A 25,840-nucleotide genomic window follows, 5' to 3' on the forward strand; every position below is an offset into this window, starting at 1 on the left:
AAGCCCACCAGCGCCGATGGTACTGCGAAAGCGGGAGAGTAGGTCGCCGCCAGTTTTTTTTTAAGTCCTCAATCGTAAGATTAGAGGACTTTTTTATGCTAAAGTCTCATACATGTATTTGTATGAGACTTTTTTCGTTTATAACAGAATATTCAAAATTCCATATTCAAAATCCGAGATTTAAGATTTGGTATTCAACATTTAAAATTCAGTATTTAAAGCTCAATATTTAAAAACTCAATATCCAGTATTAAAAAATCTAAATCCTTGATTTGATATTTAATATTTCAAATACTAATGAATGTGCCGCTCCGATGGAGCGGTACTTTTGTAGGAAAATGTGTGCGGTAAGAATCTGAGCACCGTAGGAGCGAAACAACTGTGTATGTTTAATGATAATGAGTTATAATACTTTCTTTAAGAATTAGAGTAATAGATATTATTAAATTGTATAAAGTCTGAAAATTCGTAAATTTGCACCATGATAAAAATTGGCAATATAGAACTGCCGGAATTTCCGCTTTTGTTGGCTCCGATGGAGGATGTGAGTGACCCACCTTTCAGACGTCTTTGTAAGATACATGGCGCAGATTTGATGTATTCAGAGTTTATTTCTTCTGAAGGGTTAATTCGTGATGCCATTAAGAGCAGAAAAAAGCTGGATATTTTCGATTATGAAAGACCAGTTGGAATTCAGATTTTCGGGGGAGATGAAGAAGCGATGGCTATGTCTGCAAGGATTGTGGAAACGGTGAATCCGGATTTGGTTGATATTAATTTCGGTTGTCCTGTAAAAAAAGTAGTTTGTAAGGGAGCTGGAGCGGGCGTTTTGAAAGATGTAGACATGATGGTTCGTTTAACGAAAGCTGTTGTTAATTCTACAAGTTTACCGGTGACGGTGAAAACCCGTTTGGGATGGGACAGTCATTCAATCAACATTGATGAAGTGGCAGAACGTCTTCAGGAAACAGGTATTAAAGCTTTAACCATTCACGCAAGAACGCGTGGACAAATGTATAAAGGTGAAGCCGATTGGAATCATATTTCAAGAATTAAGCAAAATCCAAATATTGAGATTCCTATTTTTGGGAACGGTGATATCGATTCTCCTGAAAAAGCATTAGAATATAAAAAGAAATACGCTTGTGACGGTATTATGATCGGCCGTGCTGCCATCGGATATCCGTGGATTTTTAATGAAATAAAACATTTCTTTAAGACTGGTGAAAACCTGGCTGCTCCAACGATCTCAGATCGTTTATTGGCGGTTCGTCAACACGCCGAATGGAGTGCAGAATGGAAAGGCGAGAAATTAGGATTAATTGAAATGAGACAGCATTACAGTAATTATTTCCGTGGAATACCGCATTTTAAAGATTTCAGAAGAAAATTCCTCGAAGTATTTACTTTAGAGGAAATGGACGCTGTGATTCAAGAAACTCAGGAGTTTTACGCAGAATATCAAGCTCAAATATAAAAAACATAAACCCATCATTACGATGGGTTTTATTATTTCAGAAAGTTTTAGTTTAATATCCGCCTGATGAAGATTCATTCCTGATTAAAGCTAATGCAGAAGATGTTCCGATTCTTTTAACACCCATTTTAATCATCTTTTCGGCATCATCGGAAGTTCTTACTCCACCCGCAGCTTTTACGGGAAGTTTACCTGCATTATCAAGCATTATTTTTATTCCTTCAAAAGTAGCTCCATTAGGTTTTCCATCGTGAGTTTCAAAAAAACCGGTAGAAGACTTTACGAAAATATTCTTTAAATCTTCCGGATTGAAATTTTCTTCTGCCCAAGAGGAAATATGTTTGGTAATATCTGCAATTTGCTGATCTGTCAAAGCAGCGATTTCAATAATCCACTTGGCAATCTTATGATGAAGAAGGCACAATTGTGTGCATTTTAAAAATTCATTCTTAATTAGCTCCAGATCAATTTTAAGGTATGCATTATAATTAATGACAAAATCCAGCTCATCCGCTCCGTCATGAATTGCTTTTTCTGCTTCAGCTAATTTTTCTTCAACAGAGTAAGTTCCTTCATGAAAACCAATCACTGTTCCTAATACAACATCAGATTTCCTTTCATTTAAAAAACTCTTAATTTCTGAGACATAATCAGGGCGAATCATCACGGCGAAAATTTTATGATCGATCGCTTCCTGAGCTAAATCTTTCACTTTTTGTAATGTTTCTGCTTCAGAAAGACCAGATTGTTGTGGTGTTTTTAAATAGGTTGAATCTAAATATTGCGCAATGTTCATGATAATTATACTTTCAGTTGTCTTGAAATACTTTGTTCCAAAGATATGAAAGTTTCAGTTCTGGTAACGCCTTTTAACTTTTGGAGTTTGCTTAAAATCTGCATTAAATGGTCGTTGTCTTTACATAATACTTTAATGAATATGGTGTAATTTCCGGTAGTGTAATGTGCTTCCACAACTTCATTTACTTCTTTTAAAGACTTTACTACTTCATTGTAATGACTTGGCTGATCCAGAAACATTCCTATGTATGAAACTACTTTATATCCTATTTTTCTGGGATTCAAAAATGAGATGGAATTTTCAATAACACCCGCCTGTTCCAGTTTTTTGATTCTTTGGTGCACAGCTGTTGTAGAAATACCTACTTGTTTAGAAATATAAGCCAGGGAACTTTTAGAATTATCCATTAACATATAAATAATTTCTTTATCCAGAGGGTCTAACTGATAAACTGTGTTGTTTGTGTTTTTCATCTTAATATTTATTATTTTAACTCAAATCTTTTCTTTTAAAAGTCACCAAAACCGGAAAATGATCACTGAATCCGCCAAGATACCTTGTTCCTGCATAGGTTCTGAAAGGCCTGCCTTCAAATCCCTTATTTTTGGTACTCATACTTTCAGGGTTAAAAATTTTAGCCTCCTGAAAAGATAATGCCGCATCACCTCTGAAAAAAGAATCTGAGAGCATAATCTGGTCAAACAGTAATCCGGATTTATAATGAAAAGTTGAATATTTTTTAGTTGAAAACAGCTTTTGAAAAGGATTGTGTAAAATCTTTTCCTGTGAATCATCGTAAAGAATGTTAATTAAATTTTCATCATCCGGGTTTTGATTAAAATCACCGCACAAAATGACATTTTCCTGATCTTTATGAATGATGCTTATAATTCTGTTACGAATTTCTTTCATTATAAAGTTTCGTTTGGGCTGATTGATGTCTTTTTCCCGCTTTGAGGGCAAGTGAGCTACAAAAACATTCATCAGTTCTCCGTTGCATTTTAATTTTGCATAAAGAACATCCCTTGTGGTGTCATAATTATCCGGTCTGTTATCTACAATTTCAAAAAAGAAGGTGATGGCTTCAGAATCTATGATCTCAACTTTAGATTTGTCGTATAGAAGTGCGACATCTACCTTTCTTTCATCGAGAGAATTGTAATGCACAATTCCGTATTGAGAATCGAAAGGATCGAGCTGTATAAGGTCTTCGAGAACTTTTTTCCCGGAAATTTCACATAAGCCGATGATGGCAGGTAAAACCCCGTTTTCTTCTTTCATCAGTCGAAAAACATGAGCAATTTTCGAAAGCTTTACTCTGTACTTTCTATCGTCCCAGCTTCTTAATCCTGATTTGGTAGGATCGAGTTTGTGAATCTGTGGCGGATCAGGCAAGAATAAATTTTCTACATTGTAAAAAGCAAAAAGCTCCATCAACACATTTTTCTAATTGCAGTAAACTTTAAATCTCATTTGTCATTTTAAATATATTAAAAATTTTAATATAAAATAAGATTTAAATTAAATTTATCTTTTAAAACTTAAAATATTATTATAATGACAAATAAGTCACAAATCTACAACATAAATTCCGAAAAAAAACACGGATTAATCATTAAAAAATAATCCATGTAAAAGTGATATAGGTAGAATGAAAATCTATCTGGTGTGATAAAGAATGTAAATTTTTAATCGAAAACTAAGTACCATAAAAGGTTTTGAAGCTATTCTAAAAGATCAGGTCGCTTTTCAGAGGTAATTTTTACGGCTTGTTCGTGTCTCCATTCCTCTATTTTAGCGAAATTTCCGCTGAGAAGAATCTTCGGAACATCCAGTCCTTTGTAGGATTCCGGTCTTGTATAGATTGGTGGCGAAAGCAAATCATCCTGAAAACTGTCAGTCAATGCACTTTGCTCATCATTCAAAACCCCGGGAACAAGGCGAATGATCGAATCTGCTAAAACACAAGCTGCCAATTCACCGCCTGTTAAAACAAAATCCCCGATAGAAATTTCTTTTGTGATATGTAAATCTCTTACACGCTGGTCGATACCTTTATAATGACCGCACAAAAAGATCAGATTATTTTTTATAGAAAGCGTATTGGCTATTTTCTGGTTTAAAGTTTCTCCGTCCGGCGTTAAATAAATGATTTCATCATAATCTCTTTGAGATTTAAGCTCAGATATACACTTATCCAAAGGCTCGATCATCATTACCATTCCTGCGCCTCCTCCATAAGGTTCATCATCAATTTGTCGGTGTTTGTTTACCGACCAGTCTCTCAACTGATGAAAATGTACTTCTACGATTCCTTTATCTATTGCTCTTTTCAAAATAGAAGTTTTAAACGGACTTTCCATCAACTCGGGAAGTACGCTTATAATGTCAATTCTCATTGCTGCGTATTATTTTTTTTGTTTGGCGCTATGATTAAACGAAGTGAAGAATCTTTGTTGAAATAACTCCACATCCAGTTAAAAAATATGGCCAGTTTGTTTCGAACGCTCAAAATAAGCATTAAATGTAAGAACATCCAAAAATACCATGCAAAAAGTCCCTGAAATTTTATGAATGGAAGATCTACAACGGCTCTGTGCTTTCCGATGGTGGCTAAAGATCCCTGATCTTTATACTCATATTCTACCCATTCGCTTTTATTTTTCTTCAGAAAGTTTTTACCTAAATTTTTTGCCTGATTGATGGCAACATTGGCAACTTGCGGATGACCTTGCGGATATTTTGGAGTTTCCATATAAGCAATATCACCGATTGCGTAAATATTTTCGTAGCCTTTTACCTTATTGTAACGGTCAACAATATATCTGTTTCGAATTAAATTTTCGAAAGGAAAACCATCAACGACATTTCCGGTAACTCCTGCGGCCCAGATTACATTATTTGAAGGAATATCTTTTCCGCTCTTTAAGTAAACCTTATCACCATCATAATCAGTTACAACTTCACCACTGAGAAATTTTACGCCTAATTCTTTTAAATATTTTTCAGATTTTTCCTGAGCTTCCGGGCTCATTACAGCCAGTGGCTTTTCGGTGGAGCTTACTAGAATGATCTCAAGATGATCAAAGTTCATGTAAGGATAATCACGCGGAAGGATTTCTTTTTTCATTTCCGAAAATGCACCTGCCAATTCTACACCGGTTGGTCCGCTTCCGACAATAACAATATTCCAGTTTCCGTCGTCGCTGCGGCTTTTCTCAAGAATCAGTTTTTCGAAAGTCATCAATACATGATTTCTGATACTGATGGCTTCCTGAGTATTTTTCATACCGAAAGCTTTACTTTCAAGCTCTTTGTTTCCGAAGAAATTGGTTTTGCAGCCGGTTGCGATGATTAATTTGTCATAAGTAAACTCTGCTTCGTTGGTGATGACTTTATTGTTGGCATGATCGATTGATTTCACATCCGTCAAACGAAACTGGGTATTTCTGGATTGCTGAAAGATTTTTCTGAAAGGAAAAGAAATATTCGAAGGTTCTATTCGTCCACAAGCAACCTGATAGAAAAGCGGCTGAAACATGTGATGGTTTACTCTGTCGAGAACAATGACTTTTTTATTTTTATTGTTCAGCGTTTTTGCAAGCTGCAGTCCCGCAAAACCTCCTCCGATGATGATGATCTTTTCGCGTGTTTCCATAATACTCAAATTTACTGATTTTTTTAGTATTTTCAGACTTAAAAAGTTAGTTTTGCAAAACTTTATGAGCCCGAAAAAGTACACCAAAAAAACTGCCAGAAACCTTCATAAAACAAGGCGGAAGAACTATTTTTTCCGTCGCAGAATCCTGCTTGTCATTTTGCTAATTGCACTTATCGGAACAGGTTTATATCTAAAGCAATCAATAAGTTATTATTATGCTCTTTATTTTAATAAATTCACTCATAAAAAGCTGAAAAACAGCGAAAACGAAACTCTGAGAATTCAGAAAATTATTTCAAATAATCTCGATAAGACTTATGGTTTTGATATTTCTCATTATCAAAATACAGAAGATATAAAATGGGATAGTTTAAGTATCGGAAATAAAACCATTCCGCTTGAATTTGTTGTGATGAGAGCAACAATGGGTAATCGAAGTGCCGATAAAAATTTTGATGAATTCTGGACTTCTGCAAAAGAACATAATCTGATTCGTGGGGCATACCATTTTTACAGAGCAGATGAAGATCCGGTCATTCAGGCTAATAATTTTCTAGAGAATGTGAAGCTTGAAAGCGGAGATTTACCACCCGTTTTAGATATTGAAAAAATGCCAAGAAGCAAATCTAATAAAAAGCTGATTGAAGATTTAAAAGTCTGGTGCAAAATTGTGGAAGAAACATATGGTGAAAAACCTATTATCTATACCTATTATCATTATTACAAAGATTTTTTGAGAGGTGAGTTTGATGATTACCCGATCTGGCTTGCCAATTATAATGATGTTCCACAGCCATCTCCCGAAGATCAATGGCATTTTTGGCAGTTCACAGAAAACGGAATTGTGTATGGAATTAATTCTAAAATCGATTTGAATATTTACAATGGTGGAATCTGGTCTCTGAAAAGTATGACTTTGGATTAATGAAATATTAATATTTTAAATTATAGTAAAAATCGCCCAAAAGGGTGATTTTTTTATTTAATAAAAATTCCAAAATTTGTGATAAACTAATAAACCTGAAAACTCGGCTATAATTATTGTAATTCATAGTTGATGTTTTTTGTGTGTAGTTAAATCATAACTAAAAAACAAAATAACTATGAGAACAAAAATTGTATTGCTGTTTCTGCTTGGATGGGCGGGAATGGTTTTCTCCCAAATTTCCCAAGCCGAAAAAGAAAACGCCAAAAAAGAAATTCTAAAGCTGAATAGTTTTCACAAAAAATTCCGAGCACTTTATGATGAAACGAATGAGAAATTAACTCAGCTTAAACAAAATTTTTCCGGACAGTCTCTTGATGAAGATTTTACAAAATTACAGAAACAGTATAAAGATGCAAAAGTATATAATGATACGCTTGCTAGAAATTATCAGCTTTATTTAGCTAATAAAACGATCTTACTCGATAAAGGAATTAGTGAGCAGGAAATTGATGAATGGTTTGGTTATAAAAGCGATGTTTTTAGTAAAACTGCTAAGAAAGATGAAGAAGTCGATACAAATGTCTATATGTATTTTGGTAAAAATAAAGTTTTAGAAGAAGATATTTTTAAAGGTAAAAATGATGAAACTTCCCAAATCCTTCGAAGTGTCATTAATAACAAAGGTGAAAAAAGCTATTTTGGGGATATTATAGTCCCGAAAAATAAAGAAGAATTTTATTTTTATAAATACTTTAAAAGTAAAGAGATAAGAGCAGCCAAAAATGAAGTGAAAACCAAACAGATTTTTCTTGATAAGAATAAAAATTTAGATGTCAATAGAAGAAAAATAATAGAGGATAGCATAACGGAGCTTAAAAAGATTAATCATTTTGTTCTTGAAAAGAAATATGACTGTGGAGATTACATATTGCAGCCGGAATTAAGGTATAAATTCAAAAAATTAGATGTCGAAATTAAAGACGGCTATTTTTGTGATATAAGAGTTTTTGTAGAGGATGGTGAAGGGAATGAGCATATTTTTACAAATCAGATAGGAATAAGTATTTTATTCTTTTCAAGTTTTGGTACGAGAAAAATGATGAATTATAAAAGCTCTGTCAGAAAAGTTTCATACGATGCATATAGGGAATACACTGATGAAAAAATGAAGGATTTGTTTATAAGTTTATCTGATGTTATGAGCTACAATTATAAAGTTGGAAACCATTACATTCCTCATGATATAGCTTTAGAGCTTCCTACAAAACCTGAAGAAAATGAAAAAGGGAATGCTGTTTATCAGATAAAACAGGAGACTTATTTAGAAAAAATACTAGAACTAAGAGCTTATACAGATTTTCTGACCCTTTTCGGAGATTCTCAAAATGGTTTAGCACAAGTTGAAGGAAGAGCTAAATTTTATTTATTTCCTTATCCTTTCCGATTTTTTGGAAGTAAAAAAACTTTAGGACAGATTGAATATTTTCCGGCTGTTTCTCCCTCTGTAAATTATTCTCGTTTTGAAAAAGATTCGCGCTATGTGCAGACAAAATTAGACAGCACAAATACGAATTATGAGGTGAAAAACGATATAGATTTAGTAGAAAAACGTTATCTGGTTATGGGATTGGATCTGGAAATCTTAAAATGGCAGAATAAAAACGCTCCGGTAAGTTTGAGTTTGTATGGTTTACTCAATTATAATATTTCTGAAATGAATATTCATACTGTAAGTGATACCATTACTAAAAGTGTCAAAGCTATGGGATTTGGTGGTGGTTTACATTTGTCGACAAAAAGGTTTAACAACTTCGGGTTTGATTATAAAGCTGAATTTTCATGGTATGATTTTCAGAATTTTAATACTTATCAATCCGAAAAAATTATGTTACCACCTATTATTCCTATTTTTAGAAATGAAGTGGAGGTTTTTTATCATCCTAACGGAAGTCCCAATCAGGCAATATTTGCACGACTAATTACCTATAATTACTTGGGAAGTTCAAATAATCAGGCATTTTATCAATTTCAGTTTGGATATAAATTTGCGATTGGAAATAGAACCGTGAGTGGTAAAGATTGACAAGACTGACTAATAAATAAAACAAAAAAACCTTCCATTTGGAAGGTTTTTTATCATTTGTCGATGATGAATTATCAATTACAAAGAAGCTGCATGAATCAACATATCTACCAACTTGTTTGAATAACCCATTTCGTTGTCATACCAAGAAACAAGTTTTACGAAGTTTGGAGAAAGCATGATCCCTGCATCTTTATCGAAGATTGAAGTTCTCTTATCTCCGATGAAGTCTTGAGAAACTACAGCATCTTCAGTGTATCCAAGAATACCTTTCAATTCACCTTCAGAAGCGGCTTTGATTACAGCACAAATCTCTTCGTAAGAAGCAGCTTTTTCGATTCTCACCGTTAAATCCACTACAGAAACGTCAACCGTTGGTACTCTGAAAGACATACCTGTAAGTTTTCCGTTCAAAGAAGGAATTACTTTTCCTACCGCTTTTGCAGCACCTGTAGAAGAAGGGATAATATTGTTTAGAGCAGCTCTACCACCTCTCCAGTCTTTCATTGAAGGACCGTCAACTGTTTTCTGAGTTGCTGTTGTAGCGTGTACTGTTGTCATCAAACCTTCTACGATTCCGAAGTTATCGTGAATTACTTTAGCCAAAGGAGCTAAACAGTTTGTGGTACAAGAAGCGTTTGATAAGATTTTTACATCATCAGTAAGTTCTTTGTGGTTTACACCCATTACGAACATTGGCGTATCATCTTTAGAAGGAGCAGAAAGAATTACTTTTTTTGCACCTGCAGCGATGTGTTTTGCAGCACTTTCTTTATCTAAAAATAAACCAGTAGATTCTACAACGTAATCTGCACCAATTGCATCCCATTTTAGGTTGCTTGGGTCTTTTTCAGCAGTTACTCTGATTCTTTTTCCGTTAACTACAAGGTCGTTACCTTCTACAGAAACTTCGCCCGGGAAAATCCCGTGAACTGAATCATATTTAAGCATGTAAGCCATGTATGTAGCATCGATAAGGTCATTAATTCCTACTACTTCGATGTTGTCTCTTTCAGTCATTGCTCTGAAAACAAGACGACCAATTCTACCAAACCCGTTAATACCTACTTTAATTGTTGACATAGTGTTTTGATTTTTTAAAAATTATATAAAATATTAGATTGCTAAAATTTCTGAGATCAATAATAGATCTTTATTGATTTCATTGTGTTTTTTGATGGCTTCCTCAATCGGAGTGTAGGTCAGATCATTTGAACGCATTCCTGCCATTACATTGGTTTTTCCGTCCATTAATCCAACGACTGCTCCATAACCCAGTCTGCTTGCCAAAACTCGGTCTGCACAGCTTGGTGAACCACCTCTTTGCATGTGTCCCAAAACTGCAACACGAATATCATAATCAGGAAATTCTGATTTTGTTTTTTCTGCCAGTTCGTAAACGTTCGCTAATTTTTCACCTTCAGCAACAACCACGATGCTTGAAGCTTTTCCTGTTTTCTCGGCATTTCTGAATTTAATGAATAAATCGTCAATACTGTCTTTTCTTTCAGGAATTAAAATTTCCAGAGCACCGGTTGCCAAACCGCTGTTTAAAGCAATAAAACCAGCATCACGACCCATTACTTCTACAAAGAAAACTCTGTTGTGCGAAGTTGCGGTGTCACGAATTTTATCGATGGCATCCATTGCTGTGTTCAAAGCAGTATCGTATCCGATCGTGTTATCTGTTCCGAAAATATCGTTGTCAATAGTTCCTGGAACTCCGATTACTCTGACTCCGAATTCTTCGTTGAAAATTTTTGCACCGGTAAAAGTTCCGTCACCGCCAATACAAACCAAGCCGTCGATACCTAATTTCTGGCAGTTTTCAAAAGCTTTCTGGCGACCCTCTTTGGTTCTGAATTCCTGAGAACGGGCAGATTTTAGAATAGTTCCACCCTGATTGATTATATTTTTTACGGAACGAGGCCCCATTTTAAGGAAATCATCATGAATAAGACCATTGTAGCCTTCTCTTACTCCGTAACATTCGATATTGTAATAGTTTGCGGTTCTTACCACCGCTCTTAATGCTGCGTTCATCCCGGGAGAATCACCTCCCGAAGTAAGAACTGCAATTTTTTTTACAGCACTTTCTCTCATTTAGTAAAAAATTTCAAACACAAATTTACGAAAACAAGTTCAGATAATAGCAGATTCTTCTGAATAACTTTGATAAAGAAAAATTAATTGTATGCATCTAAATTATGGTTAAATACAAGATTACCAATCTCTTTTTGTGCGTGTTTTATATTAATTGCAAAAACAAAAATGGAATCATTATTTAGTTAAAGATACAGAAAACTGTTCTGTAAAGCATAGTATTAATGGTTGTATATCATTAGAAATTAATATCTTGTGATACCAAATTTAAAATCTATTACTATGAAGAAATGTGTATTCTATGTACTCACGCTTTTTGCGTTGGGTTCATGTTCCAGAGAAGAAATTCAAACCAATCAGGTCGAGGCGGAGATTATTCAGACTGATCCGCTGAGTGCAAGACAAATCAATGAACAGATTAATGAAACCACAAAAACGAAAGGGAGATTCTCTTGGAATGAAGCTTCTTCGCATTTTTTGTGGAGCGGAATTATTCAGGGAAATAAAATAGCTTCTATCGGTTTTGGCGATTCAAAAGACGATTTTGACAGAAGCAAATCTTCCAATTCTGAAGCTTTGCAGAATGAAATTTTAGAAGTTATAAAACAATATGAAGGGAATAAAGAAAGAGTTCTTATGGCTTCCGATGAATATCTAAATCAGATTGATGTTTATATTGAAAAACAGGAAACCGTTATAGCATTAAGAAAACTTAAATCAATCCGTTATTTTGAGCCTGCAGATTACCGTTATTTTGAAAATGAAAACAAAATTAACGGAGCTTCGGCGAAATCCAGCAGCAGTTCATCAGGTTGCGGTCTTGAATCCACAGCTTTAAATGCATCAGATTATACTACAGTTTCCCCAAATGCAAAAGCGCCTTGGTCATTTGCAAAGCACAATATTACAAGCGCATGGAATTACAGTACAGGATCAGGTGTTACCATCGGATTGATTGATTCCGGAGTTTCTTTTAACCAAAGTTTATTGAGCGGGAGTTTTAATAATGGCTTATCTTCAGGAAGAACAATCAGCAAAAATGGAGTTTACGTAGATTCGGTTTGGCCGTGGAGCTCTGGCTATGACGGAGCAGATGATAAATGTGGTCACGGAACGAGTATGGCTTCGGCGATGGCGGCTCCGAGAAATAATCAGGGACAACCGGTTGGTGTTGCTTATAATGCAAATTTGATTTCTTACCGAGCAGCATCAAATGTTGTTTTGGACGGATACCACGAACAGGAAGGGGTAAAAATCGCTTTTACCAATCTTGCCAATACGACAAGTGTAAAAATAATATCTATGTCAATGGGACATATTTTTTCTGTCGGAAAAATTGAAGACGGTGTAAAATATGCGTATTCAAAAGGAAAACTGATTTTCTGCGCAGGCGGAACTTCCACAAACTTTACAACTTTTGTTGGCGTAATTTTTCCGGCTTGGATGTCCGAAACGCAGGCTATTACAGGAGTAAAAGAAAATACTTCGAATCAGAAGTGCGATGTCTGTCATTCAGGATCAGAAATTGATTTTACCTATCAGATGGAAAGATCTTCAGGAAATAATATTCCAGTGCTGAGTTATTACAATGGCCAAACCGATTATGTGGGTGGTTCTTCTGTCGCAACCGCTTCTACAGCAGGAATTGCAGCTTTGGTCTGGTCTAAAAATCCGTCATGGACGAGAGAGCAGGTTTTAAATAAAATGAGACAGTCTGCAACCTATTATCCGACTAAAAATGCTGATTACGGCTATGGAAATATTAATGTTTTACAGGCTGTACAATAATTTTAAGTTGTTTTTAAATATAAAAAAGCTTCCGTTTTGGAAGCTTTTTTGGCTTAAATTAATCTCCTAACTGATAATCTAAAGGAAGAAGAAATTCTATTTTATTTTTAGTAAAATCTCCCTGATACAAAAGATTGGTAGGGTTCGAATTGTTTCCGTTGCTGTATATTTCAAAGGTTTCGTCATTAGAATGTACATGAGACATCTGTTTTATAGGAAGTTTGCTCTTTACAATTTCATTTTTATTAAACTCATAAAAATATTTATCGTGTTTTATTTCAATAATATCTTTAAAATCTAAAATCACTCTGTCATCAATTTTTTTTGTATAATCTGTTTCAGAAATATTAGGTTTCGTAACAGCAACTCGATATTTTGGTTCATTATTCTTACGGTTCATAATATCCTGAATGTTATCAGGGACAGTAATCGTTTTTGTGGCTTTAAAGGTTTTCGTAAAATCTTTAAGCTGTTCTAATTCCTCATCAGTAGGATATTTTGAATTTGGGAATTTGGTTATCTGATTTACTACAAATCCTTCATCCTTTACTTTTCCTTGATAGAGACTTCTCATAAAATGAAATGCACTTCCGTCATAAGCATTCATTCTGTTGAGTTTTATTTTATCCGTATTTTTTGTTGATTTGAAATAGCTGGTTCCATAGTAAGTGGTAATTTTATTTTCAAAATCTGCTACAAACTCTTCTAACTTATATTCAATTGTATAACCCAGGTTTTTATTTTCTATTATTAAAGTTTGTGGAGCTTTTACCCTTAAAATTTTATTCTGCTTATCATAAGAGAATTTTAAGGTGCGTTGGTTTTTTATTTTAACATTGGCTTTATCTTCACCAATGAAATTATTTAGAAAATAATGAATGTAGTTTTTGTAGGCAGTTTCAGTAAAAGGAATGATTACAACTTCTTCAATTTCTTTAGCTCTTAGCAGAACAACCTTCAGGTTTTTATTCATAACATCTGAGCTGTTTGCAGTGAAAGATTCGTAATCATCTTTTTTGAAGACGACACTGTTGTTTGTCTTTGGAGGAATATTCAATACAAATGTCCCATCTGCAGCAGAAATTGTTCCTGTTGTGGTTCCGTCGAGATAAATATTGACATTCGCAATAGGTTTGTCAATATCATTAACGACTCTGCCTTTTATCGTTTGAGAAAAAAGTAGGAATAGGGGATGCAACAGTAAGTAAAGTAATATTATTTTTTTCATGGTAAACAATATTACTAAATTTATAGTGATAATGAAAATATTTGGTCGTTAACCTATTTTTACACTTGTCATGCTCAAAGAACCTCCGATTAAATCGTCATTAAACAAAACCAGATCTTCCGATTTATTTTTTAAACCTAAAGAATATATGAGTGGGAGATAATGATCGGGTGTAGGAATTGCATACTGTAATGAAGTTCCTTGCTTCTGATAATCGATCAGATTCTGAAAATTTCCGTCGAGAAGCCAGTTGTTTGTTTTTTCGCGGGCTTCGATTGCCCAGTCCCAGCCCGTTCCAACGGTGTTGATATTTCGCCAGTCGATCATTCTAAGATTATGAACAATATTTCCGCTGCCGATAATTAAAATACCTTTTTCTCTCAGTTTTTCTAATTTTTTAGCTAAATCAAAATGATACTGCGGAGGTTTTGTGTAATCAATACTCAACTGAATCACAGGAATGTCTGCATTCGGATACATATGTTTAATGACCGACCACGCACCATGATCGAGTCCCCAATTGTGATCTTCTTCTACTAAAACAGGTTTCAGAAGTTCTCTTGTTTCATGCGCCAATTCGGGATTTCCGGGAGCGGGATATTGTACATCAAACAAGGCTTGCGGAAAACCACCAAAATCATGAATGGTTTTAGGCATATCCATCGCAGTAACTTTCGTTCCACGAGTAAACCAATGGGCAGAAATACAGAGAATCACACTCGGTTTCGGGATTTCTTTCGCCACATTCCGGAATCCCTGAACGAATTGATTTTCCTCAATTGCATTCATCGGAGAACCATGTCCGAGAAAAAGAACCGGCATTTTCTCCGAATTATTCAATTCATTGCTGATATTCTGTAGATCGTTAAGATTCATTTTTGTTGAGATTAAAAAAGGTTCAAGGTTTTTAAAATGCCCTGAACCTTTATGATTTAAAAAATAATTGATTTCATTATTCTGCAACTTTTCGGCTTGTAGAAATCGATTAAATTAAGCTTGTTTTACAAACTGCAGTTCACCTGCAATTTTCACATCTTCGCTTACCATTACACCTCCTGCTTCAAGAGCTGCATTCCAGTTCAGACCAAAATCTTTTCTGTTAATTTTCCCCTCGAAAGAGAATCCAGCCTTTGTATTTCCCCACGGATCTACATTGATTCCGCCAAAGTCTACATCTAAAGTTACAGGCTTAGTTACACCATTGATGGTAAGATTTCCTGTGATAGAATTGTTTAGCGCAGTAGATTCGAAAGTAATTGTAGGGTTTGCTTCTGCGTTGAAGAATTCTGCAGATTTCAAGTGATTGTCTCTGTCTGCATTATGTGTAGAGATAGAATCTACCTGAATCGTTGCCGTAGTTTTTGCGTTGGCAAAAGTATCATCATCAGCATCAATTTCAGCATTGAAATTGGTGAAGTTTCCTTTAATATTAGAGATCATCATGTGTTTTACTTTGAAAGTAATTTCACTGTGAGCCGGATCTAAATTCCATTTTGTAGCCATTGTTGTTGTTTTTTATGTTGTTATTTATTGAAGCAAATCTACGGCAATAATGATACCCTAAACATTGATTTAGGATAAGAAAATCACTTGCAGCTTGAATTTCATGGTGTGTCATTTTTTTAGGAGCTATTCCCGCTTTCACTACTCGCTTTCCAAGATCTTTAGCGCGGCGGCAAAGCCGCCGCGCTAAAGATTCGAGAAAGAGCTCAGACAGGCCGTTCAATCGCGGCTATGATTTCAGTTTTCATTAAAATACTTGTCATTTAAAAGAAAAAATCAGGAGTCTTATCAAAACCTATAAAGTTTAATATTAAAATTTAATTAGTAAAAGCATAGTTTATGAATGTTTTATTTTAACATTTCTTAACGTGTGCATTTTATTTCTTACTTTTGACAGATTCAATTTTTAAAAATGAAACTACATCAATTTTCTTTATTAATGGTAGTTTTGGGTGGTACAGCTTTGGCGCAAACCCAGAAATTTACCATGGCTGAAGCAGTAAATGGTACAAGAACCAATCTTGCTGTGAAAAATATTTCACAGTTCTCATGGTCGGACGATGGCAAATCTTACATTCATGGGGTAAAAGGAGGTTATCTGATCACCGATATTAAAACCAATAAGCAGGATACGTTGATCTCCCTTACACAGGTAAACAAAAATTTTGCAGATAACAAGCTGAAAGGACTTCCTCCTGTAAAGTTTACGACCAATTCTGATGCCTATTTTACAGCTAATAATCAAATGTATTGGTTAGAAAAATCGGGTAGTGACTGGAAAGTGAAACGTTCAGTAGTTCTTGGAGATCGTTCTGAAAATGTAAAAACTTTAGCGGATAATCAGACTTTGGTGTACACGAGAGGTAATAATCTGTTTATTAATAAAAACGGAAAAGAAGTTGCGGTAACAAATGATACCAATGAAAATATTCTCAACGGAGCTTCTAATGTTCACCGAAACGAATTCGGAATCGATACGGGAATTTTCCCTTCTCCCAATTCTGAAAATATAGCGTTCTACAGAATGGATCAGACCATGGTTGCAGATTACCCGATTATTGACTGGTCTGTAACGCCTGCTGTAAATACCAATATAAAATATCCGATGGCAGGAAAAACTTCTCATGAGGTGACTTTGGGTGTTTATAATATCAAAAACCAGTCAACGACTTTCCTGAAAATTGAAGGCGAAAAAGATCAGTATTTAACTGCGGTTACATGGAGTCCTGATTCTAAATTCATCTTTGTGGGTGTTTTAAACAGAGGTCAGAATCATTTAAGAATGAATAAGTATGATGCTGTTACAGGAAATTTCATCAATACATTATTCGAAGAAACAAGTGATAAATATGTGGAGCCTCAACATCCGTTGGTATTTTTCCCGAATTCAAATACAGATTTCATCTGGCAAAGTCAGAGAACGGGCTACAACCATTTGTTCCATTATAGCTTAGAAAAAGGTCTTATCGCTCAGATTACAAAAGGGGAGTGGTTGGTAACCGATATTTTAGGTTTTAATGAAAATAAAAAAGAGATTTATTACGCTTCTACACAGGAAAGTCCTACCGAAAGACATTTATACAGAATCAACTGGAATACTTTCAAGACACAAAGATTAGATAATGCAGAAGGAATGCATTCAGGAATATTGAGCAATGACGGTAATTATTTATATGACACTTACAGCAACGCAACAATGCCAAGAGTTGCAGATATTCTTAATACAACCACTTTAAAAGCTACAAATCTTCTAAAATCTGAAAACCCACTAAAGAATTACCTTCGTCCGGAAGTAAAGAGCATCAACCTGAAAGCTGATGACGGAACTTTATTGTACGGTAAGATTATTCTTCCGACCAATTTTGATCCTAATAAAAAATATCCTGCGATTGTTTATTTATACAACGGGCCGCATTTACAGCTTATAACCAATTCTTTCCCGGCTTCAGGAAACCTATGGTATGAATATATGGCTCAGAACGGTTATATCATTTTTACCATGGATGGAAGAGGTTCTGCAAACCGTGGACTTAAATTTGAGCAGGCTGTTTTCAGAAACTTGGGAACAACGGAAATGAACGATCAGATGAAAGGAGTTGATTATCTGAAATCGCTTCCTTATGTAGATTCAGAAAGAATGGGTATTCACGGCTGGAGTTTCGGTGGATTTATGACGACAAGCTTCATGCTTCGTCAACCAGATGTTTTCAAAGTTGGTGTTGCAGGTGGTCCGGTAATCGACTGGAGCATGTACGAAATTATGTACGGCGAAAGATATATGGATTCTCCACAGGAAAATCCTCAAGGATATGCGACATCAAATCTTCTGGATAAAGTTCAGAACTTAAAAGGAAAATTACTGATGATTCATGGTGCGCAGGATGATGTGGTTGTTTGGCAGCATTCGATGAAGTTCATTAAGTCTGCAGTTGACCACGGCATTCAGATGGATTATTTTGTTTATCCGGGACATCCGCACAATGTAATCGGAAAAGACAGAGTGCATCTGATGCAGAAAGTCACCGACTATTTTGATTTGTATCTAAAGAAATAATAACAAAATCCAGTCTAATTTTAGACTGGATTTTTTGTTTGATTAAAGTTTTATCAATAAAGTTGGGCTTTAGCCCAACTACACAATCATTATCCAATTTAGGATTTAGCCAAAACTTATTATAGATTTCGGCTAAAGCCATTTGAGATCTCTTTAAAGTAAAACGGGCTAAAGCCCGTTCCTATTGAATCTAAAAATCTGCGTCATCAGCAAAATCTGAGAGTCAAAAAAAGATATTATTCCGGAATCCAAACACTCACATTTCCTGCAGGAACAGGAAAATCTGCCCATCCGTCTTCTCTGATTATCACTTTTTCTTCAGACCGTCCCAATACATCATAAAATGTTTTTCCGATATATTTTTCACCCATTTCCATAGGCTTTGTGTAAGCGTCTTTATTGCTCAAAACAACTGCGCAGCCATCATGTTCATCATCTCCTTCACGTACCCAACCCAAACAATTGGCATCTTCGAAATAATCTCTTTGGATTCCGTAAGCATTTTCTTTACGTGCTTTTAGAAGTTCTTCAATACCATCTACTTTATCAAGAAAAATTTCCTGCTCGTTTCCTTCACGGTCATTATCCTTATAATGTGCTCCGTACAAATCAGGATAAAAAATACACGGATAACCTTTTTCTCTTAATAAAATCAGTGCATATGCAATTGGTTTAAACCATGCTTCAACAGGAGCTTCCAAGTCCTGCAGCGGTTGTGTATCGTGATTATCAACAAGGCTTACCGAATGTAGCGGATCAGCTTCCGTCAAAGTTTCAGCTAAAATATTTCGCAAATCATAAGAGTCGCCTTCTTTGGATGCCGTATGAAAATTATTCTGAAGTGAACTGTCAAAAAGACTCATGCAGCCTTCTGTGGCTTCAATATATTTTTGCAGTAAATTCAAATATCCTGGAGCCCAATATTCTCCAACCGCAAAGATGTTTTTCCCTGAATTGGAACGAAGTAAAGTAAGCCATTCTTTATAAAAATCAAAAGAAATATGTTTTAGAGCGTCTAATCTCACGCCGTCAAAATCGGTTTCATCAAAATACCATTTTGCCCAATTATTGAGTTCTTCCCGAACGTGCGGATTTCTATGCTCAATATCGTTAAACATAAGATAATCATAATTTCCTTTCTCGTCATCGATCATTTCTTCCCAGTCATCACCGTATTCCGATTTGATTTTATAGATGTGCGAATCTCTTCCTTCGGCATAATCTACACCGCTGAAACAGGTGAAATTCCATTCAAATTCAGAATATTTTTTACCTCTTCCGGGAAATGTAAATTTGGTATAAGATTCAATTTCAATAACATCAGAAATCACTTTTTCACGGTTGTTTTCGTCAACTTTTACTGCTTTGAATTTTTCAAGCTCGTCGCCACCGGCTTTATGTCCTAAAACAACATCCACAATAACCTGAATATTTTTCTCTTTTAAGGCTCGAATGGCATTTATATAATTTTCTTTGGTTCCGTATTTTGTAGAAACAGAATTTTTTTGTTCAAATTCTCCAAGGTCGAAAAGATCATATGCGTCATAGCCGATAGAATTCTCTCCATCTGTACCTTTGTAAGCCGGGGGAAACCAAACTGAGGTAATTCCTAAACCGGATAAATATTCTGCCTGTTTTTTAGCGTGGTTCCATAGCTTTCCTTTTCCTTCAGAATACCAATGGAAAAATTGTATCATGGTTTGGTTCATAATAAAAGTAAATTTTGTGATATCAAGTAGTTTGATTTTATAATTATTCAAAATCCTCAAACGGAATTTTAAGCTGTACCGAAATCTGCTTTTTTTCTTCTGTGTTGAGGTGTGATAATGATAGTCCCAATAATCGTACCGCTTTATCGAAAGGGCGGAGTTCCCAAAGTTTTTTTGCCGTCGTAAAATATTGTTCCGGCGAACTGAAATACTCTTCTTTCGTAAAACTTCTAGTAAATAATGAGAAATCTTTGTACTTAATTTTCAACGTTAAAGATCTTCCGAAAATATTGTTCTTTTGCAGTCGGTTGTGGAGTTCTTCGCTCAAATTCTGAAGTTTTTCATTGATCTGCTGTTCATCAAAAAGATCTTCAAAAAAAGTACGTTCTACAGCAACACTTTTCTGGATGCGGTGAGGCTTCACTTCCGAAAGATGAATTCCACGGACTACATTATAATAATAAGTGCCTGATTTCCCGAAAAGTCTCGTTAAATCTTCAAGAGATCTTTTTTTAAGGTCTTTTCCTTTATAAATTGCCAGACTGAACATTTTATTGGCGGTCACTTTTCCTACCCCGTAAAATTTCTCAATAGGCAACTCTTCAAGAAATTGTTCGGCTTTTTCGGGATGAATGGTTTTTTGTCCGTTCGGTTTATTAATATCTGAAGCGACTTTTGCTAAAAATTTATTGATCGAAATTCCTGCAGAAGCAGTTAAGCCGGTCTGTTCAAATATTTTCTGGCGGATTTCTTTTGCAATCTGATTGGCAGATTCAATTCCTTTTTTGTTTTCGGTAACATCGAGATAAGCTTCATCCAAAGAAAGTGGTTCTACCAAGTCGGTATATTCGTGAAAGATCTCACGGATTTTTTTTGAAATCTCTTTATATCGTGCAAATCTGGGCGGAACAAAAATCAGATGCGGACATTTTTCTTTGGCTGTCTTACTCGGCATTGCAGAACGAACTCCAAATTTTCTCGCTTCATAACTCGCTGCAGAAACCACTCCGCGATGACCACCACCCACGGCAATTGCTTTTCCACGCAAAGCAGGATTGTCATATTGCTCCACGGAGGCATAAAATGCATCCATATCAACATGAATTATTTTGCGGAGCGGAAACGGAGAATCCATATCACAAAGATATGGATTCTTAGATTCTTTAGTCTAACCACAAAAGTCACAAAAGCTTTAGTTCTAATTTAAAGTTGTTAAAGAAAATAATTGAAAGAACACTTAAGTTTTTGAAAATCTTTGATTTTCATGTTTTGTGAATTTTCTGCTTTCAAAATTTTAAGCTTAAAAAAAACTTTTGTGACTTTTGTAGTTTAATTATGAAATTCAATGAATTTTTGTAGGTTTAATCACCATAAACCTTAGTCTCAACCTCACTTTAAAAGTTTATCGATCGTTGCCTGAATTTCCGGGTCTTCCGGAGAAATTGCGTAATATTTTGCGATGCCCGATTTTTGATCAATCACCATATATCTCGGAATCCAGTTGAGGTCGATGTAATTGTTGAAATCGTTTTTCCAACCTTCAGCAAACCAGTAATTTTCTTTTTCTTTCATGCTGAATCTTTCCAAGCTGCTGTCGAATTTCTCTTTTGATCTTTCTAAAGAAAAGAATACAAAATCAATATTCGGATTGTTTTTCTCTAATTCTTCAGCTTTAGGTAAAGCTTTAAGGCAATCTCTACACCAACCTGCCCAAAAGTCAATCACCAAAACTTTGCCTTTATGTTGATCTAATATTTCCTGAACGCTGGTGCTTTTTCCGTTTTCATCTTCCAGCTTTTGATTGAGTGCTTCTTTTGAAAATTCGGTTTTTGAAACCTGAGGAGTTTCCTGTGCACAACCCAAAGTGAACATGCTCAACATCATGACCGTCATGATCTGCTTCATATCTAAATTTTTTACAAATCTAAACATTGAAATGGAATATAGGAATGAAATAATATGAATTGGCAGAAATTTAAGGATTGAAATAATCTATAAAAGAAAATTCAGCAGCTTTGTCATTCTGACGAAGGAAGAATCTAAAAAGTAATTAGAGATTCTTCATTTCACTTCGTTCCATTCAGAAATCGAAGATTCGACGAAGTCAATGACAAACAGAAATTATTTTCTATTCACATAATTCATAATCACCTGATTGAATTCCTCCTTTCTATCAATCACCACGTTGATTGGCCAGTAATAAACCAGGTCACGCAGATAATCGAAAGTTTTCAGACGAACGTAATCTTTTTCTGTGGTCAGAATTAATTTGTACTCGCCCAGTTTTTTATATTCTGCGACAATATTTTTAATGTCAGCATCAGAAAAATTATGATGATCTCTAAACTTCAGATGTTTTACACGCTGGGAAAATTTAGCCAAATGCGTCAACAACGGTTTGGGGTTGGCAATTCCTGTTATTAATAGAATATCGTAATAATTCAGATTGTTGTCGGGAAGCATTTTATCTCTTGTTCCGTAAACATTTTCATCATATCCGATTGATGAGAAAAATACCTTTTGAGATTTTGTCGGACGGATTCTTGAGATGTAATACTGCTTGGTTTCTTCGGTCAGTTCATCAGGACATTTGCTGACCATGATAATATCGGCACGATTTGCTCCCGCTCTGGATTCTCTTAAATCTCCCGCAGGAAGAAGATGATCTTTAAAATAAGGATCATTAAAATCGGTCATCAGAATATTAAATCCTGCTTTGATCGCTCTGTGCTGCATCGCATCATCAAGAATCAAAACATCAAGATCCATATCATCGATTACTTTTTTGGCTCCGGGAACACGCTCTTCGGAAACAGCGATTACAAAACGGTTTTTAAAACGCTCGAAAAGCTGCATCGCTTCATCACCTACAGTTTTGTAATTACTGTCGTAGTTGGTCACATCATATCCTTTCGTTAATCTTCCGTAACCTCTGGAAAGTACCCCTGTTCTGTAATATTTAGACAGAGATTTTGCGAGATACATTACCATTGGTGATTTTCCGCTTCCGCCCACAGAAAGGTTGCCGACATTGATAATCGGAGTCTTGAATTTCGTAGATTTAAAAATTCCCAGATCATACATGGTATTTCGGATGCCCGTAACCATATGATAACCTAAAGAAAAAGGATAGAGATACCATCTTTTCATACGTTTGCAAAAATAAGAATTTTCATAGGTTTTAGGAAGCTATTTTGAATGAGTTTTCAACAAAATTCTATATTTTTTTATCATCAAATTAAAGTATTTTTGCAAAAGGTTTAAGATGCGATTTAAACTGAAATTACTTTATGATTCCGGTCATACTGTAAAAGATTGTTTCATACCATTCAAATAGTATTATATTGAGATATTTTATTGAGTTTTCTTACAATGGTAAAAATTATTTTGGCTATCAGATTCAGCCGAAAGATATTTCTGTACAGGAGGAACTGGAAAAAGCGCTTTCAACAATTTTAAGGGAAAAAATTAAAACAACCGGAGCAGGACGAACCGATACCGGAGTTCACGCCAAAAAAATGTTTGCCCATTTTGATACCGAGCAGATTCTGAATGACAAACTGGTTCATCAGCTCAACAGTTTTTTACCTGCAGATATTGGGATCAAACGAATTTTTCAGGTTAAAGATGATTTTCATGCCCGTTTTGATGCGACCTTCAGAACATATGAGTATTATATTTCTTTAGAAAAAAATCCGTTCACTCAGGATTCAGCATGGCAATATTGGAGAAAGCCTTTAGATATTAATAAAATGAATGAAGCCTGTAAAATTTTATTTGAATATGAAGATTTTACGAGTTTTGCAAAGCTTCACACCGACAACAAAACCAATCTCTGCAAAATGTACAAAGCAGAATGGGAACAGAACGGAACTGAATTGAAATTTACCATTTCAGCAAACCGTTTTCTTAGAAATATGGTAAGAGCAATTGTCGGAACGATGGTTGAGGTGGGTTCAGGAAAAATTCAGCCAGAAGATGTGAGAAAAGTGATCGAAAACAAAGACCGGAACTCGGCAGGAACTTCTGCTCCGGCTCATGCACTTTTTTTGGTGGATGTTGGGTATGAATTTTAAATAAATGATTAAATTTATACCAAACTAAAAACGATGATGTCAATAATTATTCTTGTGGGAGCTTATCGTTATTATGCGGGTTTGGCTGAAAGATTCGGCAAAACAAAATGGCATTTCGGTCTTTTGGCGATTGGTCTTTATATAGGTTTTCAGATTTTCTTTATGACTTCGTACGAAGTTTTCATGGTTTTTAAGAACCCGAATTACCTAAACGAAAATAATTACACAGGTTTTTCAGGAATTAATATTATCAGCTGGTTGTTTGCAATAGCAGGTGTATACGGAATCTACAGAGTTCTTGAAAACAGATTTAAAAAAGCAATTACAAAAAATCCGGCTTTGGAAATCGAGGAAATAGGAAATAAGGAATTATAAACAAATAATGATGACTTGATGTTTCAAAGTCGCCATTTTAATTTTTAAGAACTAAAAACATGGATGAAAGCGACAAACTAGCATTTGCCCTCAATCATTTTGCAGGACTCACAGAAGAGGATTTCAAGTTATCTGAAAATTACTGGTTGCCTAAAATTTATAAAAAAGGAGATTTCTATAATCTTCGGGGAACGGTTTGTACCTATTTTGGGTTTATTATTGAGGGTGTTTTCCGTTCTTACACAATTGATGAGAAATCGGGGGAAGAAAAAAATGTTTTCTTGTATTCTGCCAATGGTTTTGTGGTTTCTTTTAAAAGTTTCATCAATCAGATTCCGTGTGATTACCATACTCAGGCTTTAACGGATGCTTCGATTATTTTTATTCGATATACCGATTTGCTTTCATTATATAATCAGTCGCACCGTTGGGAAAAATTTGGAAGATTATTGGCACAGGAAGCATTCAACATTACCATGTCGAGAATTGAAGGGTTTATTTTAAAATCTCCTGAAGAACGATATTTAGACCTGATCAAACAGCATCCCGATATTTTTAATAATGTTCCGTTGTATCATATTTCTTCTTATTTGGGAATTCAGGGGCCATCATTGAGCAGGATCCGGAAAAGAATTTCGGGTAAGTAATACGATTTTAACCAAGGTTAAAATTATCCTCGTTTTATTCGCAGAACTTTGTCTCATAATTTAAAACCAATTAAAATAAAAGTTATGAAAACAAAAACTATCGTATTAATTCATGGATTATTTGTGAACAATACAAGCTGGAAAGAATGGAAAACTTATTTCGAAACAAAAGGCTACACCGTACACACTCCGGCAAACCCGGGGCATGATGGAAATACTTCAGATTTAAAGAAAAATATACCGTCGCATTTGAAAGATGTAGGTTTTGATGAAGTGGTTGCTCATTTGTCGGGGTTCATCGATTCACTTCCCGAGAAACCAATTATCATCGGACATTCGTTCGGCGGATTGATGGTTCAGAAACTGATTGATATGGGTAAAGCAGTTGCAGGAGTAAGCATTGATGGTGCGCCTCCCAAAAACGTAATGGCTCCTTTTTCTACAGTAAAAATTGTCTGGCCGGTTGTGAATTTCTTTAAAGGAAATACTGCATTTTTAGGTTCAAAAGAGTGGTATCATAAGGCATTTTTCAACAATTATTCAAAAGAAGAGAGCGATAAACTGTATGAAACCGTTGCTGCTCCCGAAAGCAGAAAACTGGCGAGAGATCCGCTTTTCAAATCTTCAGCAAAATTAGATTTAAACAAACCTCATGAGCCATTGTTGTTCATTGCAGGTTCTAATGATCATATTTTCCCGGCAAAATTTTCAAAAAAAATTGCTGACGCTTATAAAGATAAAAACAGTGTTGTTGATTTTAAAGAATTTGAAGGAAGAAGTCATTTTATTGCGGGTGAAAAAGGTTGGGAAGAAGTTGCAGGGTATGTTTTGAACTGGATTGAAAAACAATAAAAATATATCATCTAATCTTGTTTTTTCTATGACTATTTTACATCCATGTAAAGGTTG

At 35.1% G+C, this 25,840-nt stretch carries 23 protein-coding genes; 9 read left to right on the plus strand and 14 right to left on the minus strand.

Annotated elements, in window-relative coordinates:
• Positions 1-481 precede the first annotated feature (481 nt).
• Entirely contained in the window at positions 482-1,477 is a 996-nt protein-coding gene (dusB, locus tag BM371_RS19910; protein WP_074958904.1) for a tRNA dihydrouridine synthase DusB, read from the plus strand.
• Between the two features lie 52 nt (positions 1,478-1,529).
• On the opposite strand, the gene deoC is transcribed toward dusB, so the two are convergent.
• The 5 genes from deoC to BM371_RS19935 all read right to left on the minus strand — a co-directional run bounded on the left by deoC (position 1,530) and on the right by BM371_RS19935 (position 5,934).
• Entirely contained in the window at positions 1,530-2,276 is a 747-nt protein-coding gene (deoC, locus tag BM371_RS19915) for a deoxyribose-phosphate aldolase (RefSeq protein WP_074958905.1), read from the minus strand.
• A 2-nt stretch (positions 2,277-2,278) separates the two neighbouring features.
• Complete coding sequence (locus BM371_RS19920) at positions 2,279-2,749, minus strand: Lrp/AsnC ligand binding domain-containing protein (protein ID WP_074958907.1); 471 nt, start codon at positions 2,747-2,749, stop codon at positions 2,279-2,281.
• Positions 2,750-2,765: 16 nt separating this feature from the next.
• Positions 2,766-3,710 carry an endonuclease/exonuclease/phosphatase family protein gene (locus BM371_RS19925; RefSeq protein WP_074958909.1) on the minus strand — a complete coding sequence of 315 codons (945 nt, stop codon included), beginning with the start codon at positions 3,708-3,710 and terminating at the stop codon, positions 2,766-2,768.
• A 290-nt stretch (positions 3,711-4,000) separates the two neighbouring features.
• A complete protein-coding gene (gene trmD, locus BM371_RS19930; protein WP_065720771.1) occupies positions 4,001-4,675 on the minus strand; it encodes a tRNA (guanosine(37)-N1)-methyltransferase TrmD in 675 nt (224 codons plus the stop codon).
• On the minus strand, positions 4,672-5,934 hold the full coding sequence (locus BM371_RS19935; protein WP_074958912.1) for an NAD(P)/FAD-dependent oxidoreductase: 1,263 nt from the start codon (positions 5,932-5,934) through the stop codon (positions 4,672-4,674). The genes trmD and BM371_RS19935 overlap by 4 nt, the downstream gene beginning before the upstream one ends.
• 64 nt (positions 5,935-5,998) lie before the next feature.
• Here BM371_RS19935 and BM371_RS19940 point away from each other — a divergent pair, with 64 nt between their 5' ends.
• Both BM371_RS19940 and BM371_RS19945 read left to right on the plus strand, forming a co-directional pair.
• Positions 5,999-6,862, plus strand: coding sequence for a glycoside hydrolase family 25 protein (locus BM371_RS19940; protein WP_083415642.1), 864 nt, complete (start codon positions 5,999-6,001; stop codon positions 6,860-6,862).
• Positions 6,863-7,040: 178 nt separating this feature from the next.
• Positions 7,041-8,948 (plus strand): hypothetical protein, encoded by a 1,908-nt coding sequence (locus tag BM371_RS19945; protein WP_074958914.1) that lies wholly within the window; start codon positions 7,041-7,043, stop codon positions 8,946-8,948.
• A 78-nt stretch (positions 8,949-9,026) separates the two neighbouring features.
• Here the strand turns inward: BM371_RS19945 and gap are convergent, their stop codons facing one another.
• Positions 9,027-10,031 (minus strand): type I glyceraldehyde-3-phosphate dehydrogenase, encoded by a 1,005-nt coding sequence (gene gap, locus BM371_RS19950; protein ID WP_034672512.1) that lies wholly within the window; start codon positions 10,029-10,031, stop codon positions 9,027-9,029.
• A gap of 33 nt (positions 10,032-10,064) precedes the next feature.
• Positions 10,065-11,051 carry a 6-phosphofructokinase gene (gene pfkA / locus BM371_RS19955; RefSeq protein WP_034672511.1) on the minus strand — a complete coding sequence of 329 codons (987 nt, stop codon included), beginning with the start codon at positions 11,049-11,051 and terminating at the stop codon, positions 10,065-10,067.
• 282 nt (positions 11,052-11,333) lie between these two features.
• On the opposite strand from pfkA, the gene BM371_RS19960 reads away from it, so the two are divergent.
• Positions 11,334-12,839, plus strand: a complete 1,506-nt coding sequence (locus tag BM371_RS19960) for a S8 family serine peptidase (RefSeq protein ID WP_034672508.1) — start codon at positions 11,334-11,336, stop codon at positions 12,837-12,839.
• Between the two features lie 58 nt (positions 12,840-12,897).
• On the opposite strand, the gene BM371_RS19965 is transcribed toward BM371_RS19960, so the two are convergent.
• The 3 genes from BM371_RS19965 to BM371_RS19975 form a co-directional block, all read right to left on the minus strand.
• Positions 12,898-14,067 (minus strand): carboxypeptidase-like regulatory domain-containing protein, encoded by a 1,170-nt coding sequence (locus tag BM371_RS19965; protein WP_051882500.1) that lies wholly within the window; start codon positions 14,065-14,067, stop codon positions 12,898-12,900.
• 48 nt (positions 14,068-14,115) lie between these two features.
• Positions 14,116-14,943: a 4,5-DOPA-extradiol-dioxygenase gene (gene ygiD / locus BM371_RS19970; protein ID WP_034676852.1), complete on the minus strand. Its 828-nt coding sequence runs from the start codon at positions 14,941-14,943 to the stop codon at positions 14,116-14,118.
• 114 nt (positions 14,944-15,057) lie between these two features.
• Positions 15,058-15,570, minus strand: a complete 513-nt coding sequence (locus tag BM371_RS19975) for a YceI family protein (RefSeq protein WP_034672506.1) — start codon at positions 15,568-15,570, stop codon at positions 15,058-15,060.
• Positions 15,571-15,982: 412 nt separating this feature from the next.
• Here BM371_RS19975 and BM371_RS19980 point away from each other — a divergent pair, with 412 nt between their 5' ends.
• Positions 15,983-18,124, plus strand: coding sequence for a S9 family peptidase (locus tag BM371_RS19980; protein WP_051882498.1), 2,142 nt, complete (start codon positions 15,983-15,985; stop codon positions 18,122-18,124).
• Between the two features lie 236 nt (positions 18,125-18,360).
• Here the strand turns inward: BM371_RS19980 and BM371_RS19985 are convergent, their stop codons facing one another.
• The 4 genes from BM371_RS19985 to lpxK all read right to left on the minus strand — a co-directional run bounded on the left by BM371_RS19985 (position 18,361) and on the right by lpxK (position 22,983).
• A complete protein-coding gene (locus BM371_RS19985; RefSeq protein ID WP_228376691.1) occupies positions 18,361-19,821 on the minus strand; it encodes an alpha-amylase in 1,461 nt (486 codons plus the stop codon).
• A 55-nt stretch (positions 19,822-19,876) separates the two neighbouring features.
• A complete protein-coding gene (gene dinB / locus BM371_RS19990) occupies positions 19,877-20,968 on the minus strand; it encodes a DNA polymerase IV (protein WP_034672501.1) in 1,092 nt (363 codons plus the stop codon).
• Between the two features lie 254 nt (positions 20,969-21,222).
• Complete coding sequence (locus BM371_RS19995; protein WP_034676848.1) at positions 21,223-21,738, minus strand: TlpA family protein disulfide reductase; 516 nt, start codon at positions 21,736-21,738, stop codon at positions 21,223-21,225.
• A 216-nt stretch (positions 21,739-21,954) separates the two neighbouring features.
• Positions 21,955-22,983 carry a tetraacyldisaccharide 4'-kinase gene (gene lpxK, locus BM371_RS20000; RefSeq protein ID WP_034672497.1) on the minus strand — a complete coding sequence of 343 codons (1,029 nt, stop codon included), beginning with the start codon at positions 22,981-22,983 and terminating at the stop codon, positions 21,955-21,957.
• Positions 22,984-23,174: 191 nt separating this feature from the next.
• Between lpxK and truA the strand changes: the two genes are divergently transcribed.
• From truA to BM371_RS20020, 4 genes are all read left to right on the plus strand, one after another.
• The gene (gene truA, locus BM371_RS20005) at positions 23,175-23,909 is read left to right on the plus strand and encodes a tRNA pseudouridine(38-40) synthase TruA (RefSeq protein ID WP_081874512.1); all 735 of its coding nucleotides are present in this window, start codon (positions 23,175-23,177) and stop codon (positions 23,907-23,909) included.
• 33 nt (positions 23,910-23,942) lie between these two features.
• Complete coding sequence (locus BM371_RS20010; protein ID WP_034672492.1) at positions 23,943-24,284, plus strand: hypothetical protein; 342 nt, start codon at positions 23,943-23,945, stop codon at positions 24,282-24,284.
• Positions 24,285-24,343: 59 nt separating this feature from the next.
• The gene (locus BM371_RS20015) at positions 24,344-24,931 is read left to right on the plus strand and encodes a Crp/Fnr family transcriptional regulator (RefSeq protein WP_034672489.1); all 588 of its coding nucleotides are present in this window, start codon (positions 24,344-24,346) and stop codon (positions 24,929-24,931) included.
• Positions 24,932-25,015: 84 nt separating this feature from the next.
• Positions 25,016-25,783 (plus strand): alpha/beta hydrolase, encoded by a 768-nt coding sequence (locus BM371_RS20020; RefSeq protein WP_051882496.1) that lies wholly within the window; start codon positions 25,016-25,018, stop codon positions 25,781-25,783.
• Positions 25,784-25,840 lie beyond the last annotated feature (57 nt).

Source organism: Chryseobacterium formosense, from assembly GCF_900116415.1.
GTDB classification, from domain to species: domain Bacteria; phylum Bacteroidota; class Bacteroidia; order Flavobacteriales; family Weeksellaceae; genus Chryseobacterium; species Chryseobacterium formosense.

Bases quoted from the DNA above. Each gene is read 5' to 3' on its own strand.
- dusB (WP_074958904.1), top strand. From the start codon at position 482: ATGATAAAAATTGGCAATATAGAACTGCCGGAATTTCCGCTTTTGTTG.
- BM371_RS19920 (WP_074958907.1), bottom strand. From the start codon at position 2,749: ATGAAAAACACAAACAACACAGTTTATCAGTTAGACCCTCTGGATAAA.
- BM371_RS19925 (WP_074958909.1), bottom strand. From the start codon at position 3,710: ATGGAGCTTTTTGCTTTTTACAATGTAGAAAATTTATTCTTGCCTGAT.
- trmD (WP_065720771.1), bottom strand. From the start codon at position 4,675: ATGAGAATTGACATTATAAGCGTACTTCCCGAGTTGATGGAAAGTCCG.
- BM371_RS19935 (WP_074958912.1), bottom strand. From the start codon at position 5,934: ATGGAAACACGCGAAAAGATCATCATCATCGGAGGAGGTTTTGCGGGA.
- BM371_RS19940 (WP_083415642.1), top strand. From the start codon at position 5,999: ATGAGCCCGAAAAAGTACACCAAAAAAACTGCCAGAAACCTTCATAAA.
- BM371_RS19945 (WP_074958914.1), top strand. From the start codon at position 7,041: ATGAGAACAAAAATTGTATTGCTGTTTCTGCTTGGATGGGCGGGAATG.
- gap (WP_034672512.1), bottom strand. From the start codon at position 10,031: ATGTCAACAATTAAAGTAGGTATTAACGGGTTTGGTAGAATTGGTCGT.
- pfkA (WP_034672511.1), bottom strand. From the start codon at position 11,051: ATGAGAGAAAGTGCTGTAAAAAAAATTGCAGTTCTTACTTCGGGAGGT.
- BM371_RS19960 (WP_034672508.1), top strand. From the start codon at position 11,334: ATGAAGAAATGTGTATTCTATGTACTCACGCTTTTTGCGTTGGGTTCA.
- BM371_RS19965 (WP_051882500.1), bottom strand. From the start codon at position 14,067: ATGAAAAAAATAATATTACTTTACTTACTGTTGCATCCCCTATTCCTA.
- ygiD (WP_034676852.1), bottom strand. From the start codon at position 14,943: ATGAATCTTAACGATCTACAGAATATCAGCAATGAATTGAATAATTCG.
- BM371_RS19975 (WP_034672506.1), bottom strand. From the start codon at position 15,570: ATGGCTACAAAATGGAATTTAGATCCGGCTCACAGTGAAATTACTTTC.
- BM371_RS19980 (WP_051882498.1), top strand. From the start codon at position 15,983: ATGAAACTACATCAATTTTCTTTATTAATGGTAGTTTTGGGTGGTACA.
- BM371_RS19985 (WP_228376691.1), bottom strand. From the start codon at position 19,821: ATGATACAATTTTTCCATTGGTATTCTGAAGGAAAAGGAAAGCTATGG.
- dinB (WP_034672501.1), bottom strand. From the start codon at position 20,968: ATGGATTCTCCGTTTCCGCTCCGCAAAATAATTCATGTTGATATGGAT.
- BM371_RS19995 (WP_034676848.1), bottom strand. From the start codon at position 21,738: ATGAAGCAGATCATGACGGTCATGATGTTGAGCATGTTCACTTTGGGT.
- lpxK (WP_034672497.1), bottom strand. From the start codon at position 22,983: ATGAAAAGATGGTATCTCTATCCTTTTTCTTTAGGTTATCATATGGTT.
- BM371_RS20010 (WP_034672492.1), top strand. From the start codon at position 23,943: ATGATGTCAATAATTATTCTTGTGGGAGCTTATCGTTATTATGCGGGT.
- BM371_RS20015 (WP_034672489.1), top strand. From the start codon at position 24,344: ATGGATGAAAGCGACAAACTAGCATTTGCCCTCAATCATTTTGCAGGA.
- BM371_RS20020 (WP_051882496.1), top strand. From the start codon at position 25,016: ATGAAAACAAAAACTATCGTATTAATTCATGGATTATTTGTGAACAAT.